This is a genomic window from Serratia sp. CY43202 (assembly GCF_052168755.1).
GTDB classification, from domain to species: domain Bacteria; phylum Pseudomonadota; class Gammaproteobacteria; order Enterobacterales; family Enterobacteriaceae; genus Serratia; species Serratia bockelmannii.
Map to the genome: position 1 here is coordinate 555,753 of NZ_JBJNMB010000002.1, position 15,340 is coordinate 571,092.

Below are 15,340 nucleotides of genomic sequence, written 5' to 3' on the forward strand. Positions count from 1 at the left end.
CTCATCTTGCTGTGCAAAAAAAACGCTAAGCGTTATTTCAGACACTTTTCTTCCCCCATTTCCGCGCGTTTTGTCCCCGTTCAACGGTAAAGCTGTTGTTAAATTAATCACATCATTCTGTGGGGCTTGTCTCACTTTCATCCAGGTGTTATTAGTGATTAACCGACCATAGGCAGGTGTTTGTTCTTTGAATGGCTGGATTGTTAACTGAATGTTTCTTTGTGCGGCGGTGAGATGACGCTGACGGTTTCAAACGAAATGATTTTGGTTTTTTTGTCTTTAAAATCAATGTGGTGATTTTGTTTCTCCGTCGCCCCAATCTCGGGAGGCGGATCGGGCTTCGTGCGATAAAAGAGAATTGCTTAACATTTTCGTAAAATTTATTGGCTATGGAATTTGGCTTCTGCTAATTTCCGAGCAACTTTCCCGTGGTCAATTAACTGAAATGCGCCATAAAAACGGGAATGATTTTTGCTGGTATCCGTTTATTTAGAATTCTTATAAACACTTCACAAACTTCGATAAGCGATGCTTGTCGGTGAAAAGGAGCCTCGATTATGCAGCAAACCCTGAAGCGTACTTCTTTGACCTTGTTGATTAGCGGCGCGCTGAGCGTCGGCGTCATAAATAACAGTTTGGCGGCGGAAGTGCCGGCCGGCGTTCAGTTGGCGCAGCAACAGAATATTGTGATCAACAACGGCAGCGAAGTGGCTTCATTGGATCCGCATAAGGTCGAGGGGGTACCGGAAAGCAATATCATTCTTAACCTGCTGGAAGGGCTGGTGAGCACCGACGCCAACGGGCATGTGGTGCCGGCGGCGGCGGCGAGCTGGGAAAACCAGAATTATCAGCAATGGACCTTCCACCTGCGCCCCGGCGCGGTGTGGAGCGACGGCACTCCGGTGACCGCGCAGGACTTCGTCTACAGCTGGCAGCGCCTGGCCGATCCGAAAATCGCCTCGCCTTACGCCAGCTATCTGCAATACACCAAAGTCGACAATATCGACGACATCCTGACCGGCAAGAAGCCTCCGCAGACCCTCGGCGTCAAGGCGTTGGATGACCAGACGCTGCAGGTGACGCTCAGCGAACCGGTGCCGTATTTCATCAGCATGCTGAGCCACACGTCGCTCAAACCGGTCAAACGGGCGGTGGTGGAGAAATTCGGCGATAAATGGACGCTACCCGCCAACTACGTCGGCAACGGCGCTTACCGCCTGAAAGAGTGGGTGGTGAACGAGCGCATCGTGCTGGAGCGCAGCCCGAGCTACTGGAACAACAAGCAGACGGTGATCAATCAGGCAACCTTCCTGCCAATTACCTCGGAAGTCAGCGACGTCAACCGCTTCCGCAGCGGCGAGATCGACATCACCAACAGCGCGATCCCGCCGTACCTGTACGTCAAGATGAAGCGCGAAATGCCCGAACAGCTGCACGTTAACCCTTATCTGTGCACCTTCTATTACGAGCTCAATAACAAGCGGGCGCCGTTTACCGATCCACGCGTGCGTACGGCGGTGAAGATGACGCTGGATCGCGACATCATCGCCAACAAGATCATGGGCCAGGGGCAGATCCCGGCCTACAGTTTCACGCCGACCTTTACGGAAGGCGCCAACTTTACGCAGCCCGCCTGGGCCGGCTGGAGCCAGGAACAGCGCAACGCCGAAGCCAGGAAGCTGCTGGCGGAGGCGGGCTACAGCGATGCCAAACCGCTGAAGTTCTCGTTGCTCTACAACACCTCCGATCAAAACAAACAGCAGGCGATCGCCGCCGCATCGATGTGGAAGAAGAACCTCGGTGCCGAGGTCACGCTGCGTAATCAGGAGTGGAAGACTTCGCTGGAGAGCCGCCATCAGGGGCAATACGACGTGGCGCGCGCCACGTGGTGCGGGGATTACAACGAACCCAGCGCGTTCCTGAATCTGGTGCTGTCCAACAGCAGTATCAATACCGTGTTCTATAAGAGCCCGGCGTTCGACGCCATCATGGCCGCCACGCTGAAGGCGCCGGATGAGGCCGCGCGCGCCGCGCTCTATCAGCAGGCGGAAGCTCAGCTGGACAAAGACTCCGCGTTGATCCCGGTGTATTACCGCGTCAGCGCACGGTTGATCAAGCCGACGGTAGGCGGGTTCACCGGCAAAGACCCGCTGGACTATACCGACGTTAAAAATCTGTACATTATCAAGCAGTAAAAGGGGTATTCCTTGCGCTAACTCGCGGAGGAATATAGGGAAGGCCGGCCGCCGCATTCGTTCCGCGGCGGCGGGAAAACAGAGTCCGCTTACGGGCAACGCAGGTTCCACGAAGAGCCTGTGATAATAAAAAACTGGAGTCGATAAGTATGACCAACATCACGAAGAAAACGCTCATTGCCGCCGGCGTCATCGCCGCGCTGGGCATCACAGCAACCACCTCCGCCTTTGCCGCCGACGTTCCTGCCGGCGTGCAACTGGCCGACAAGCAAGAAATTGTCAAAAATAACGGTTCCGAAGTGCAGTCGCTTGACCCGCATAAAATCGAGGGCGTGCCGGAAAACAACGTCACCCGCGATCTGATGGAAGGCTTGGCGAACAACAGCCCGGACGGTTCCATCGTGCCGGGCGTCGCGGAAAGCTGGGATAACAAAGATTTCAAAGTCTGGACCTTCCACCTGCGTAAAGACGCCAAATGGTCCAACGGCAAGCCGGTGACGGCGCAAGATTTCGTCTACAGCTGGCAGCGCGTAGTGGATCCGAAAACTGCATCGCCTTACGCCAGCTACCTGCAGTATGCCCATGTGGAAAACGTCGATGACATCATCGCCGGTAAAAAAGACAAGTCGACGCTGGGCGTGAAGGCCATCGACGACCACACCTTCCAGGTGACCCTGAGCGAGCCGGTGCCTTATCTGGTTGAAATGACCCCACACTACGCCATGAAGCCGGTTTACAAAGACGCGGTGGAGAAGTTTGGCGAGAAGTGGACGCTGCCAGCCAACTACGTCAGCAACGGCGCTTACAAACTGAAAGACTGGATTGTCAACGAACGCATCGTACTGGAACGCAACCCGGAATATTGGGATAACGCCAAAACCATCATCAATAAAGTGACGTTCCTGCCTATTTCGTCGGAAGTGACCGACGTTAACCGCTACCGCACCGGCGAAATCGACATGACCTACAACAACATGCCGATCGAACTGTTCCAGAAGCTGAAGAAAGAGATCCCGAAAGAGGTGCATGTCGATCCTTACCTGTGCACCTACTACTACGAAATCAACAACCAGAAGGCGCCGTTCACCGATGCGCGCGTGCGTGAAGCGCTGAAGCTGGGCATGGACCGCGACATCATCGTCAACAAGGTGAAAAACCAGGGCGATCTGCCGGCCTACAGCTTTACGCCGCCATACACCGACGGCGCCAAGCTGACTCCGCCGGAGTGGTTCGGCTGGACGCAGGAAAAACGCAACGAAGTGGCGAAGAAACTGCTGGCGGAAGCCGGCTACGGCCCGGGCAAACCGCTGACCTTCTCCCTGCTGTACAACACCTCCGATCTGCACAAGAAGCTGGCGATCGCCGCCGCGTCCATCTGGAAGAAAAACCTGGGCGTGGACGTGAAGCTGGTGAACCAGGAGTGGAAAACCTTCCTGGATACCCGTCATCAGGGGACCTATGACGTGGCGCGCGCCGGCTGGTGCGCCGACTATAACGAGCCGAGTTCGTTCCTGAACATGATGCTGTCCGACAGCAGCAGTAACACCCCGCACTATAAGAGCGCCGAGTTCGACAAGCTGATGGCCAACGTGTTGACCGCGAAGAGCAAAGACGAGCGCGCCGATCTGTATCAGAAAGCGGAAGTTCAGCTGGATAAAGATTCCGCCATCGTTCCGCTGTATTACTACGTGAACGCCCGTTTGGTGAAACCTTACGTCGGTGGCTACACCGGCAAAGACCCGCTTGATAACGTGTACGACAAAAACCTGTACATCATCAAGCATTGATACGGTAAGAGCCGGCGGCGCAGGCCGCCGGCCCATGTTGAGAATAATAAGCCGTCATCAGGCTGTCGCACAGGGTTAGGGCAATGCTTAAATTTATACTTCGTCGCTTATTGGAAGCGATCCCGACACTATTTATCCTTATCACCATCTCATTCTTCATGATGCGCCTGGCGCCCGGCAGTCCATTTACCGGGGAACGCGCATTGCCGCCGGAAGTTATGGCGAATATCGAAGCCAAATACCATTTGAACGACCCGATCTGGAAACAGTACGGTCATTATCTGGCGCAGCTTGCGCAGGGAGACTTCGGCCCGTCCTTTAAATACAAGGACTATTCGGTCAACGATCTGGTCGCCAGCTCTTTCCCGGTTTCCGCCAAACTCGGCCTGGCCGCGTTTCTGCTGGCGGTGGTGCTGGGCGTGAGCGCCGGCGTGATCGCCGCGTTGAATCAGAACACCAAATGGGACTACACGGTGATGGGGTTCGCCATGACCGGGGTGGTGATACCCAGTTTCGTGGTGGCGCCGCTGTTGGTGCTGATCTTCGCCATCACGTTGAAATGGCTGCCGGGCGGCGGCTGGAACGGCGGCGCGCCTAAGTTCATCATCTTGCCGATGGTAGCGCTGTCTCTGGCCTATATCGCCAGCATCGCCCGTATCACGCGCGGCTCGATGATTGAAGTGCTGCACTCCAACTTCATTCGCACCGCGCGCGCTAAAGGCTTGCCGATGCGCCGCATCATTTTCCGCCACGCGCTGAAGCCGGCGCTGTTGCCGGTGCTGTCCTATATGGGCCCGGCGTTCGTCGGGATCATCACCGGTTCGATGGTGATCGAAACCATCTACGGCCTGCCGGGGATCGGCCAGCTGTTCGTTAACGGCGCGCTGAACCGCGACTACTCCCTGGTGTTGAGCCTGACCATTCTGGTGGGCGCTCTGACCATTCTGTTCAACGCGATCGTCGATGTGCTGTATGCGGTCATCGATCCGAAAATCCGTTATTAATCTGGAGCACGCGAATGATGTTGACTAAAAAGAACAGCGAAGCTCTGGAACACTTCAGCGAGAAGCTGGAAGTGGAAGGACGCAGCCTGTGGCAAGACGCGCGCCGGCGCTTTATGCATAACCGTGCGGCGGTCAGCAGCCTGTTCATCCTGGTGTTGATCACGCTGTTTGTGGTGCTGGCGCCGATGCTGTCGCAATTTGCCTACGACGATACCGATTGGGCGATGATGTCCGCCGCGCCAAGCTTGGAATCGGGGCACTATTTCGGCACCGATTCCTCCGGGCGCGACCTACTGGTGCGCGTGGCGATTGGCGGGCGTATCTCGCTGATGGTCGGCGTGGCGGCGGCGCTGGTGGCGGTGATCGTCGGCACCCTGTACGGCGCGATGTCCGGTTATCTGGGCGGCAAGATCGACTCGGTGATGATGCGTCTGCTGGAGATCCTCAACTCCTTCCCGTTCATGTTCTTCGTGATCCTGCTGGTGACCTTCTTCGGCCAGAATATCCTGTTGATCTTCGTGGCGATCGGTATGGTGTCGTGGCTGGATATGGCGCGTATCGTGCGCGGCCAAACGCTCGGTCTCAAGCGTAAGGAGTTCATCGAAGCGGCGCTGGTGTGCGGCGTCTCCACGCGCAACATCGTGCTGCGGCATATCGTGCCTAACGTGCTCGGCGTGGTAGTGGTGTACGCGTCGCTGCTGGTGCCGAGCATGATCCTGTTCGAATCCTTCCTCAGCTTCCTGGGGCTGGGCACGCAGGAGCCGCTGAGCAGCTGGGGCGCATTGCTCAGCGACGGCGCCAACTCAATGGAAGTTTCACCGTGGTTGCTGCTGTTCCCGGCGGGTTTCCTGGTAGTCACTCTGTTCTGTTTCAACTTTATCGGCGATGGCCTGCGTGACGCCCTCGACCCGAAAGATCGTTAAGGAGTGCAACCATGAGCACCATTGAACATCCTCAACTGCAAACCGGCGCCGGCGTCAAAACGTCGCCGCTGCTGGACGTAAAAGACCTGCGCGTCACGTTTTCCACGCCGGACGGCGACGTGACGGCGGTAAACGATCTGAACTTCGATCTGCGCGCCGGCGAAACGCTGGGCATCGTCGGTGAATCTGGCTCAGGCAAATCGCAGACCGCGTTCGCCCTGATGGGGCTGCTGGCGAGCAATGGCCGCATCGGCGGCTCGGCCAAATTCAACGGCCGCGAGATCCTCAACCTGCCGGAAAATCAGCTTAACAAGCTGCGGGCCGAGGAGATCTCGATGATCTTCCAGGACCCGATGACCTCGCTCAACCCTTATATGCGCGTTGGCGAACAGCTGATGGAAGTGCTGATGCTGCATAAGAAACTGAGCAAAAGCGAAGCCTTCGAAGAGTCGGTCCGCATGCTCGACGCGGTGAAAATGCCGGAGGCGCGCAAGCGCATGCGCATGTACCCGCACGAGTTTTCCGGCGGTATGCGCCAGCGCGTGATGATCGCCATGGCGTTGCTGTGCCGGCCGAAGCTGCTGATCGCCGACGAGCCGACCACCGCGCTGGACGTGACCGTCCAGGCGCAGATCATGACGCTGCTCAACGAGCTGAAGCGCGAGTTCAACACCGCCATCATCATGATCACCCACGACCTGGGCGTGGTGGCCGGCATCTGCAACAAGGTGCTGGTGATGTACGCCGGCCGCACCATGGAATACGGCAGCGCGCGCGAGGTGTTCTACCAGCCGAGCCATCCGTACTCCATTGGTCTGTTGAATGCGGTGCCGCGTCTCGACGCCGAAGGCGAAGCGTTGTTGACCATTCCCGGCAACCCGCCGAACCTACTGCGGTTGCCGAAAGGCTGCCCGTTCCAGCCGCGCTGCCCGTACGCCATGGAACAGTGCGCGAGCGCTCCGCCGTTGGAGCAATTTGGGGAAGGGCGCCTGCGCGCCTGCTTTAAACCGGTGGAGGCGTTAGTATGACAGCGGTAACCGACAAGAAAGTGCTGCTCGAAGTCGCCGATCTGAAAGTGCACTTCGACATTCATGACGACAAACAGTGGTTCTGGCAGCCGCCGAAAACCCTGAAGGCGGTCGATGGCGTTACGCTGCGGCTGTTCGAGGGGGAAACCCTGGGCGTGGTCGGCGAATCCGGCTGCGGCAAATCCACCTTCGCGCGCGCCATCATCGGCCTGGTGAAGGCCACCAGCGGGCGCGTCGCCTGGCTGGGCAAAGATCTGCTGGGCATGAGCGACGCCGACTGGCGTAAAACCCGCAGCGATATCCAGATGATCTTCCAGGATCCGCTGGCTTCGCTCAACCCGCGCATGACCATCGGCGAGATCATCGCCGAGCCGCTGCGCACCTACTACCCGAAAATGCCGCGTCAGGAAGTGAAGGACAAGGTCAAGGCGATGATGCTGAAGGTCGGCCTGTTGCCTAACCTGATCAACCGCTACCCGCACGAGTTCTCCGGCGGTCAGTGCCAGCGTATCGGCATCGCGCGCGCGCTGATCCTCGAACCGAAGCTGGTGATCTGCGACGAGCCGGTCTCCGCGTTGGACGTGTCGATTCAGGCGCAGGTGGTGAACCTGTTGCAGCAGCTGCAGCGCGAGATGGGGCTGTCATTGATCTTTATCGCCCACGATTTGGCGGTGGTGAAGCACATTTCCGATCGCGTGCTGGTGATGTACCTGGGCCATGCGGTGGAGCTGGGCACCTATGACGAGGTGTATCACAACCCACAGCATCCTTACACCAAAGCGCTGATGTCGGCGGTGCCGATCCCGGATCCGGACAAGGAGAAGGAAAAACAGATCCAGCTGTTGGAAGGGGAGCTGCCTTCGCCGATCAACCCGCCGACCGGCTGCGTGTTCCGCACCCGCTGCCCGATCGCCGGGCCGGAGTGCGCCAAGACGCGTCCGCTGCTGGAGGGCAGCTTCCGCCACGCGGTATCCTGCCTGAAGGTCGATCCTCTGTAATGCGACGCTAGCCGGCAACAAAAAGCCCCGCTGAATAAGCGGGGCTTTTTTATCCGATGCGCTGGCGGCGAATCACTCTTTCCACAGAATGTGGCACAGCTTGTGGTCTTTCTCGCGGCAGATCAGCACGCGGGCGAACACGTCGTTGATTGGCTCGCCGTCGCTGTCCGCCAGACCGATCACCACTTCGGCGAAGAAGTCTGGGTTCAGATCGTAGTCCACGTGCTCGCTCCAGTCTTCGGAGGGATCGTACAGTTCTGCGCCGCCGCGCTCTTCAAACTGCAGATTGAACAGCAGAATATCCGCCGGATCCAGATTGTCGCCGGCCAATTCGAGAAAGATGTCGTAGGCCTGTTCCAGCGTTTCGTCTTCGGTAAGGCGGTTATTCAAATCCATAAAAAAATCCTGATAACAAATGATTTGGCGCTATTAAAGCACGCTCGTTGCGGCTTTTACAGCAGCGGGCTGAAAAAGTAGAACAGGCGCTCAACCAGGCGATGCCAGAACGGCCGCTTCAGCCACTCTTTGGCGTTCAGCAACTGGGAACGGGCGATGTAATCTTCCTGCACGCAGGCCAGATCGCTGCCGAAGCCGTCGTCGTCGATCACCAGGGTGATTTCGAAATTCAGCCACAGGCTGCGCATATCCAGATTGACGGTGCCGACCAGGCTAAGCTGGCCGTCAACCAGCACACTCTTGGTGTGCAGCAGACCGCCTTCGAACTGATAAATTTTCACTCCGGCTTCCAGCAGCTCGGAGAAGAACGCGCGGCTGGCCCAGCGCACCATCATCGAATCGTTGTCGCGCGGCACGATGATGCTGACCTCGACGCCGCGCAGGGCGGCGGTGCAGATGGCGTGCAGCAGATCGTCGCTCGGCACGAAGTACGGCGTGGTCATGATCAGCTGCTCGCGCGCGGAATAAACCGCGGTTAGCAGCGCCTGGTGGATCATTTCCTCGGGGAAGCCGGGGCCGGAGGCGATCACCTGAATGGTGTGGCCGCTTTCCTGCTCGAACGGCATGATGTTGACGTCCGGCGGCGGCGGCAGAATGCGCTTGCCGGTTTCAATTTCCCAGTCGCAGGCATAGACGATGCCCATGGTGGTGGCCACCGGGCCTTCCATGCGCGCCATCAGATCGATCCATTGGCCGACGCCCGCATCCTGTTTGAAGTAGCGCGGATCGACCATGTTCATGCTGCCGGTATAGGCGATATAGTTGTCGATCAGCACTACTTTGCGGTGCTGACGCAGATCCATGCGGCGCAGGAACACGCGCAAGAGGTTGACCTTCAACGCTTCGACCACTTCGATGCCGGCGTTGCGCATCATCGCCGGGTAGGGGCTGCGGAAAAATTGCAGGCTGCCGGCGGAGTCCAGCATCAGGCGGCAGTGTACGCCGCGCCGGGCGGCGGCCATCAGCGATTCGGCCACCTGATCGACCAGGCCGCCGGGCTGCCAGATATAGAACACCATTTCGATGTTGTGGCGCGCCAGCTCGATGTCGCGGATCAGCGCTTTCAGCGTGTCGTCGGTGGTGGTGAGCAGCTGCAGCTGGTTGCCCTTGACGCCGTCGATGCCCTGGCGGCGGTTGCACAGCTGGAACAGCGGTTCGGCGACTTTACTGTATTCGGTGGCGAAGATGCGACGGCTCTCTTTCAGTTCCTTCAGCCAGCGCGCGGTCGACGGCCACATGGCCTTGGCGCGCTCGGCCCGGCGCTTGCCCAGATGCAGCTCGCCGAACGATAAATAGGCCACGATGCCGAACAGCGGCAGAATATAGATAACCAGCAGCCAGGCCATGGCAGAGGGAACCGCACGGCGTTTCATCAAAATGCGCATCGTCACGCCGGCGATCAGCAGCCAGTAGCCGAACACCATGAGCCAACTGATTACGGTATAAAATGTTGTCATAAAGGCGAAAAATCCCGTTCGCAAACCACCAATGATGAGTGTACGCACAGATCGGGCAAGGCGAAACCTTTTATCGGCGCTTATGTTACATAAATATGATGAAGTTAAGGCACTTGCCGAAATTGAAAGGGGGGCTTTTGCCGGTGCGACGTCCGGTATGTTGCCGATAACGGCGGCTTGGATCACGGGCGGAAAGGGCTATAATGCCCGCGGTTGGCATTAGACGAACGAGTGACGGAATTATGAGACGCAGTAGAAATGAAGTGGGCCGTTGGCGCATGTTGCGACAGAGCCAACGTCGCCGGCATCGCTGGCTGGAACGCCAGTCGTGCAGCAATCGCCATATTATCCGGGTGCGGCGCCGCCTGGACGATCAGCATCGGCGTGCGCTGCTGTTTGCGGTATCCTGCGAGTGGTAAAACGAAAACAGTCCCGAGAGGGACTGTTTTGTTATGGCGTCAGGGTTATTTGCCCAGATAGGCGTTGAGCATCCAGACCTGTTTTTCCTGCTCTTTGATATAATCGCTCATCAATGACGCGGTGCCTTCGTCGCCGGCGTCTGCCGCTACCGTCAGCAGTTCACGCTGCTGCTGCAGCAAGATTGAATACCCTTCCAACAGGCCGCGCAGCGTGCCCTTATCATCGGTCACGTTGGTGTGTTCCTTGATGTCGGCGGTTTTCAGATAGTCGCTGAAAGCGTGACGCGGCTGCGAGCCCAGCGTCAGGATACGTTCCGCCAGCTCATCCACCTTGGTCAGCAGATCGTTGTAAGTTTCTTCGAATTTCGCGTGCAGCTCAAAGAACTGCGGGCCGGTAATATTCCAGTGATAGCCGCGCACGTTCATATACAGCACCTGATAATTCGCCAACAGCGCATTCAGCGCTTCGGCGAGTTTTGCCGATTGTTTACTGTCGAGGCCGATATGGGTTTTCGCTGCTTTCTTCGCCGTTGCCATAATAATCTTCTCCTGATTATTCGTTCCAAGGGTAGACAGAATCAATTTCCATAGCTGTTACAGTAACCGGATTTATCGCAGGGTTAAACACGATAACAGGCATCATTACCATCGCTTAAACCGATGACGATAAATCCGTCGAGCAAATTGCCGAATCAGTTTACGCAGGATCCGCCGGCGAAAAAAGCCGCTTTTATCGGTTACTTGCGCAGCGCCAGTTTTACCACGCCGGCGCCCAGCGCCATTAACAGCGCGGCGGCGATCAGCACCGTAATAAAGGCGCGATCGAAGGCCAAACGCGCCAGCTGCGTCAGCTGCTGCGCGCGATCGGCCGCCATTCCGGCGGCCAGCCGCAGGGCTTCGTCGATACTGTCGTAGGCCAAATCGCTGACCGGCAGCGCCGCCGGCAGCGCCAGGCTGTGACTGTAGACCGCCGTCATCAACCCACCGAGCAGCGTCACGCCCAGCACGCCACCCAGCTCGTAGGAGACGTCTTCGATAGATGCCGCCATGCCGGATTTCTCCTCCGGCGCGTTCAGCATGATGGCGGTGGACGCGGCGGTGATCACGCCGCCGAGGCCAAAGCCCACCAACGCCAGGCTCACCAGCTGCGGTGCCATGCTGCTTTGATACCACAGGGCGAGGCCGGCGATGCCGAAGGCGGTCAGGACGAAACCGCCGAGGATGATGCTGCGCTCACCGTAGCGCGGCAACAGTAAACCGGCCATTGGCCCCGCCAGCGCCGAGGCCAGCGGGATCGGCAAGATGAACAGCGCTGCCTGCAGCGGGCTGAGGCCGAGCACCAGCTGCAAGCGTTGGCTGAGCACCAGCTCGACGCCGATCAGGGCCACCATCGACAGCAACGCCACGCCGATGCCGCCGGCGAACAGCCGGTTGCGGAACAGGGAGAAATCGATCATCGGGTGAGCGCTGCGCTGCTGACGACGCACAAACAGCACCAGGAACAGGATGCCGATCAGGGCCGCTGCGAGCAACGCGCTGAGGTCAGGCGCCGGCTTGCTCAGTTCCTTCAGCGCATAGATAGCGCCGACCAGACCGATCATGATCTGCACCGAGCCGACGATATCGGCGGGGCGCGGGTTATCACCGCCGCAGCGCGGGATCAGTTTCCACGCCAGCGGCCAGACCAGCAACACCACCGGTACGTTGATCAGGAACACCGATCCCCACCAGAAATACTCCAGCAGCAGGCCGCCGACCACCGGGCCGATGGCCGCGCCGCCGGAGGCCACCGAGGCCCAGATGCCGATCGCCAGCGCGCGTTCGCGTTCGTCGGTAAAGACGTGACGCACGATGGACAGCGTGGCGGGCATCATCATTGCCGCGCCAACGGCGAGGAATACCCGCGCGGCGATCAGCCACTCGGCGGTGGGCGAGAAAGCGGCGCACAGCGACGCGACGGCAAACACCGGCAGCCCGGCGAGAAACAGCCGCTTATGGCCGATGCGATCGCTCAGCATGCCGGCGCCGGGCAGTAGCCCGGCGACCACCAGCGGGTAGGCGTTGACGATCCAGAGTTTTTGCGAGGCGCTGGCGTCCAGCGCCTGGGTTAAGCGTGGCAGAGCGGTATAGAGCACCGTCATGTCGATAACAATCAGGAACAGGGCGCTGGCGACCATTGTCAGGATTAACCAGCGGTTCTTGGCGTACATAAGTCATAATCCAGTTAACGTGGGCGGCGCGAAGGCGCCGCCATTGTGGTAACCCTCCGGCGATGCCGGGTGGTATACTGGCGATAATATATATCCATACGTTCGTATTGAAAAGAAGGGTTTCTTAATGGGACGTCAACGCAGCATCGATCGCGACAAAGTTTTGGACACCGCCGAAGAGATCGTCGCCACCCAGGGCGCCGCCGGCTTGACCATTGACGCCGTCGCCAAAGCGATGGGGATCTCCAAGGGCGGGGTGCAGTACTGTTTCGGCAGCAAAGACGCCCTGATCGACGCGATGTTCGATCGCTGGGGCAGCGCCTACGAGACGCTGTTCGCCGCTATCGCCGGTGACGATCCTTCGCCGCAGACCGGCGTGCGGGCGCATATGTTGGCGACGCAAAGCTCGGATCAGACCGCCAGCGCCAAGGCCGCCGGGCTAATGGCGACGCTGATTCAAACGCCGGAGCATCTGGCGAGCACGCGTGAATGGTATCGCAGCCGCATCGCCGGTTTGGATTTGACGACGGAAGAAGGCAAGCGCGCGCGCCTGGCGTTTCTCGCCACCGAAGGCGCCTTTATGCTGCGTTACTTTGGTTTAATGGATATCGACCAGGCGGAATGGGAAACGATGTTCACCGATATGCAGGCGTTGATTTTAACTGAGGGTGCCTATCGCACTGATAGCTAGTAAAGCCCGCAGTGAAAGGCGTATGTTTATCGCACAAGATATTCCCTCGAAGAACTTTTTAGCCAGCCACTCCGTGCTGGCTTTTTTTTTTGCCTGCGGCAAGCTTCGGAGCAAAGGCCCCCTGCGTGCAGGGGGCTCCGGACATTACTTGCGCGCGTCCAACAGTTGCTGGGCATTCTCTGTGGTAACGACGGTCCACGGAATGTAGTAATGCTTCTGCGTGCCACCCTCCCATTTCAGATCCTTGGCGTACTGTTTCCAGATATCCGACTGTGGTTGATAGCTTTCACCTTTCACGGCGCGCAGCGCGACGTCGATGGAACCCTGCATCTGGCCTTTGGCATCTTGCAGAATAGAGACCATTTCACCGGCCTGCACCGCATGAATCGCGTCGGAGACGCCGTCAACGCCGGCAATCGCGAAGTCCTTCACATTCAGGCCAGCGCCTTTGATCGCTTCGATAGCGCCCAGCGCCATCTCGTCGTTTTGGCCAATCACGCCGTTGATTTTACCCCGGTGCTTCTGCAGCCAGTTTTCCATCAGCGGCTGCGCTTCCGCGCGTGACCAGTTGGCCGTTTTGCGCTCAAGTACCGTGACCTGGCCGGCGCCGCACTCGGCAATCGCTTTATCGTTACCCTTGCCGCGCTGGATCTCGCCGCTGCCGCCTTTCGGGCCTTCGATAATCACCACATTCACCTTCTGATTCTTGCAGTCGAGTTTGTCCAGGACGGCTTTGGCTTCCAGATACCCCCCCAACTCGTCATTAGACACCACTTCAGACGTCATCGCGTCCGTGTTCAGGCGCGCGTTGGTGACCACCACCGGGATTTTGGCTTCGTTGGCATTAGTGACGATATCGATATTGGCCTCAAAATCCATCGGGTTGACGATAATGGCATCGGCGCGCGTTTGGATAGCGGTGGCGGCCTGATCGTTTTGCACCGATGCATCATAACGCCCATCGTAGAAGGTCAGCACGGCTTCGCCGCTTTTCACCGCCGGGTGCTCCTTCCCGAACCTTTCCATCAATTGCACGAACTCGGCTTTGTTGCCGTACATCAATACCGCGATTTTTACCGGGGCGGCCTGAGCTGCCGACAGGCTACCGAGCATCATGGCAGAGGCAAACAACGCTATCTTGGTCTTATTCATGGTTTTCTCCTGGTAGAGTTGGGTCTGATGTTATTAATCGCGCTGTTGCTTACGCGATGGGTCGAGCAATACGGCAAGAACGATCAATGCGCCTTTGATAATTTGTTGGTAATACGATTGCACGCCGAGCAGATCGAGGCCGTTATTCATCACCCCGATAATCAGCACGCCGAAGAAGGTGCCGACCAGCGTACCGACACCGCCGGCCATGCTGGTGCCACCGATCACCACCGCCGCGATGGCGTCCAGCTCATACCCTGCGCCGGCGTTGGTCTGCGCCGAACCGGTGCGTGCGGTGAGGATCAGGCCGGCGATGCCGGCCAGTGCGCCGCACAGCGTATACACCAGTATTTTGATGCGGGTGACGTTAATCCCCGAGGTGCGCGCGCTTTTCGGGTTGCCGCCGACGGCGTAGATGTAACGCCCGAAGAGGGTTTTATTCAGCACCAGCCAGGCGAGGGCGAACAGCACGATGAAGATGATGACGGGCACCGGAACGCCGCCGACATAGCCATTGCCTAACCAGCGGAAATCGCTGTTCAATTGCGATACTGGATTGCCGTTGGTGGTCAACATGGTTAACCCGCGCGCCGCGGAGAGCATGCCCATGGTGACGATAAACGGCTGCAGCCGATAACGGGCTAACACGGTGCCGTTCACCAGGCCGCAAACGATGCCGATGCCCAGCGCCACAATCAGCGGCGCCATGACGGCGGTCGCGGTGTCGCCGATAGCTAATCCGCTGTTGTTGGTGGCGAAGCGAGCGGCGACGATCCCGCTTAACGCCAGCACCGAGCCCACGGAGAGATCGACGCCGGCCGTAATAATGACAAAGGTCATGCCGATCGCCAGAATGCCGTTGATCGAGACCTGGCGCAGGACGATCAGGGTGTTTTCATTGCTGAGAAAATAATTGCTGCTCCAGGCGCCCTGAGCGACCTGATATTCGCCAATCAGCGCCACGATCAGGCACAGGGCGAAAAAGGCGATGATAATGCCGTACTTGTGCATACGGCGCTT

Annotated in this window: 14 protein-coding genes; 8 read left to right on the top strand and 6 right to left on the bottom strand. The window is 58.3% G+C overall.

The genetic code is table 11. The features are described 5' to 3' along the window. The first annotated feature begins 557 nt into the window (after positions 1-557). From ACJ8J5_RS04480 to oppF, 6 genes are all read left to right on the top strand, one after another. Positions 558-2,195: an ABC transporter substrate-binding protein gene (locus ACJ8J5_RS04480; RefSeq protein WP_173890058.1), complete on the top strand. Its 1,638-nt coding sequence runs from the start codon at positions 558-560 to the stop codon at positions 2,193-2,195. Between the two features lie 149 nt (positions 2,196-2,344). Then, positions 2,345-3,982 carry an oligopeptide ABC transporter substrate-binding protein OppA gene (gene oppA / locus ACJ8J5_RS04485; protein ID WP_025303074.1) on the top strand — a complete coding sequence of 546 codons (1,638 nt, stop codon included), beginning with the start codon at positions 2,345-2,347 and terminating at the stop codon, positions 3,980-3,982. Between the two features lie 83 nt (positions 3,983-4,065). Further along, on the top strand, positions 4,066-4,986 hold the full coding sequence (gene oppB, locus ACJ8J5_RS04490; RefSeq protein WP_004932150.1) for an oligopeptide ABC transporter permease OppB: 921 nt from the start codon (positions 4,066-4,068) through the stop codon (positions 4,984-4,986). A 14-nt stretch (positions 4,987-5,000) separates the two neighbouring features. Further along, positions 5,001-5,909, top strand: a complete 909-nt coding sequence (oppC, locus tag ACJ8J5_RS04495; RefSeq protein ID WP_025303073.1) for an oligopeptide ABC transporter permease OppC — start codon at positions 5,001-5,003, stop codon at positions 5,907-5,909. An 11-nt stretch (positions 5,910-5,920) separates the two neighbouring features. Then, positions 5,921-6,937, top strand: coding sequence for an ABC transporter ATP-binding protein (locus ACJ8J5_RS04500; protein WP_043142468.1), 1,017 nt, complete (start codon positions 5,921-5,923; stop codon positions 6,935-6,937). After that, the gene (gene oppF / locus ACJ8J5_RS04505; protein WP_025303071.1) at positions 6,934-7,935 is read left to right on the top strand and encodes a murein tripeptide/oligopeptide ABC transporter ATP binding protein OppF; all 1,002 of its coding nucleotides are present in this window, start codon (positions 6,934-6,936) and stop codon (positions 7,933-7,935) included. The genes ACJ8J5_RS04500 and oppF overlap by 4 nt, the downstream gene beginning before the upstream one ends. Positions 7,936-8,007: 72 nt before the next feature. On the opposite strand, the gene ACJ8J5_RS04510 is transcribed toward oppF, so the two are convergent. Both ACJ8J5_RS04510 and cls read right to left on the bottom strand, forming a co-directional pair. Beyond that, a complete protein-coding gene (locus ACJ8J5_RS04510; RefSeq protein ID WP_004932139.1) occupies positions 8,008-8,331 on the bottom strand; it encodes an HI1450 family dsDNA-mimic protein in 324 nt (107 codons plus the stop codon). Positions 8,332-8,387: 56 nt separating this feature from the next. Continuing rightward, complete coding sequence (gene cls, locus ACJ8J5_RS04515) at positions 8,388-9,848, bottom strand: cardiolipin synthase (RefSeq protein WP_025303070.1); 1,461 nt, start codon at positions 9,846-9,848, stop codon at positions 8,388-8,390. 242 nt (positions 9,849-10,090) lie between these two features. Here cls and ACJ8J5_RS04520 point away from each other — a divergent pair, with 242 nt between their 5' ends. Further along, complete coding sequence (locus ACJ8J5_RS04520) at positions 10,091-10,267, top strand: YciY family protein (protein WP_025159792.1); 177 nt, start codon at positions 10,091-10,093, stop codon at positions 10,265-10,267. 45 nt (positions 10,268-10,312) lie between these two features. Here ACJ8J5_RS04520 and ACJ8J5_RS04525 read toward each other — a convergent pair whose 3' ends face one another. Both ACJ8J5_RS04525 and smfY read right to left on the bottom strand, forming a co-directional pair. Continuing rightward, positions 10,313-10,804, bottom strand: a complete 492-nt coding sequence (locus ACJ8J5_RS04525) for a Dps family protein (protein ID WP_004932132.1) — start codon at positions 10,802-10,804, stop codon at positions 10,313-10,315. Positions 10,805-11,004: 200 nt separating this feature from the next. Continuing rightward, a complete protein-coding gene (gene smfY / locus ACJ8J5_RS04530; RefSeq protein WP_025303068.1) occupies positions 11,005-12,477 on the bottom strand; it encodes a multidrug efflux MFS transporter SmfY in 1,473 nt (490 codons plus the stop codon). Between the two features lie 127 nt (positions 12,478-12,604). Between smfY and ACJ8J5_RS04535 the strand changes: the two genes are divergently transcribed. After that, positions 12,605-13,168 (top strand): TetR/AcrR family transcriptional regulator, encoded by a 564-nt coding sequence (locus ACJ8J5_RS04535; RefSeq protein ID WP_025303067.1) that lies wholly within the window; start codon positions 12,605-12,607, stop codon positions 13,166-13,168. Between the two features lie 144 nt (positions 13,169-13,312). On the opposite strand, the gene ACJ8J5_RS04540 is transcribed toward ACJ8J5_RS04535, so the two are convergent. Together ACJ8J5_RS04540 and ACJ8J5_RS04545 are read right to left on the bottom strand one after the other, a co-directional pair. Continuing rightward, positions 13,313-14,320 carry a substrate-binding domain-containing protein gene (locus tag ACJ8J5_RS04540; RefSeq protein ID WP_025303066.1) on the bottom strand — a complete coding sequence of 336 codons (1,008 nt, stop codon included), beginning with the start codon at positions 14,318-14,320 and terminating at the stop codon, positions 13,313-13,315. Between the two features lie 33 nt (positions 14,321-14,353). After that, positions 14,354-15,331, bottom strand: a complete 978-nt coding sequence (locus ACJ8J5_RS04545) for an ABC transporter permease (RefSeq protein ID WP_016927501.1) — start codon at positions 15,329-15,331, stop codon at positions 14,354-14,356. Between the last annotated feature and the right edge of the window lie 9 nt (positions 15,332-15,340).

What these genes read in the sequence shown, in the direction of transcription:
- ACJ8J5_RS04480 (WP_173890058.1), top strand. Translation starts at nt 558, where the DNA reads ATGCAGCAAACCCTGAAGCGTACTTCTTTGACCTTGTTGATTAGCGGC.
- oppA (WP_025303074.1), top strand. Translation starts at nt 2,345, where the DNA reads ATGACCAACATCACGAAGAAAACGCTCATTGCCGCCGGCGTCATCGCC.
- oppB (WP_004932150.1), top strand. Translation starts at nt 4,066, where the DNA reads ATGCTTAAATTTATACTTCGTCGCTTATTGGAAGCGATCCCGACACTA.
- oppC (WP_025303073.1), top strand. Translation starts at nt 5,001, where the DNA reads ATGATGTTGACTAAAAAGAACAGCGAAGCTCTGGAACACTTCAGCGAG.
- ACJ8J5_RS04500 (WP_043142468.1), top strand. Translation starts at nt 5,921, where the DNA reads ATGAGCACCATTGAACATCCTCAACTGCAAACCGGCGCCGGCGTCAAA.
- oppF (WP_025303071.1), top strand. Translation starts at nt 6,934, where the DNA reads ATGACAGCGGTAACCGACAAGAAAGTGCTGCTCGAAGTCGCCGATCTG.
- ACJ8J5_RS04510 (WP_004932139.1), bottom strand. Translation starts at nt 8,331, where the DNA reads ATGGATTTGAATAACCGCCTTACCGAAGACGAAACGCTGGAACAGGCC.
- cls (WP_025303070.1), bottom strand. Translation starts at nt 9,848, where the DNA reads ATGACAACATTTTATACCGTAATCAGTTGGCTCATGGTGTTCGGCTAC.
- ACJ8J5_RS04520 (WP_025159792.1), top strand. Translation starts at nt 10,091, where the DNA reads ATGAGACGCAGTAGAAATGAAGTGGGCCGTTGGCGCATGTTGCGACAG.
- ACJ8J5_RS04525 (WP_004932132.1), bottom strand. Translation starts at nt 10,804, where the DNA reads ATGGCAACGGCGAAGAAAGCAGCGAAAACCCATATCGGCCTCGACAGT.
- smfY (WP_025303068.1), bottom strand. Translation starts at nt 12,477, where the DNA reads ATGTACGCCAAGAACCGCTGGTTAATCCTGACAATGGTCGCCAGCGCC.
- ACJ8J5_RS04535 (WP_025303067.1), top strand. Translation starts at nt 12,605, where the DNA reads ATGGGACGTCAACGCAGCATCGATCGCGACAAAGTTTTGGACACCGCC.
- ACJ8J5_RS04540 (WP_025303066.1), bottom strand. Translation starts at nt 14,320, where the DNA reads ATGAATAAGACCAAGATAGCGTTGTTTGCCTCTGCCATGATGCTCGGT.
- ACJ8J5_RS04545 (WP_016927501.1), bottom strand. Translation starts at nt 15,331, where the DNA reads ATGCACAAGTACGGCATTATCATCGCCTTTTTCGCCCTGTGCCTGATC.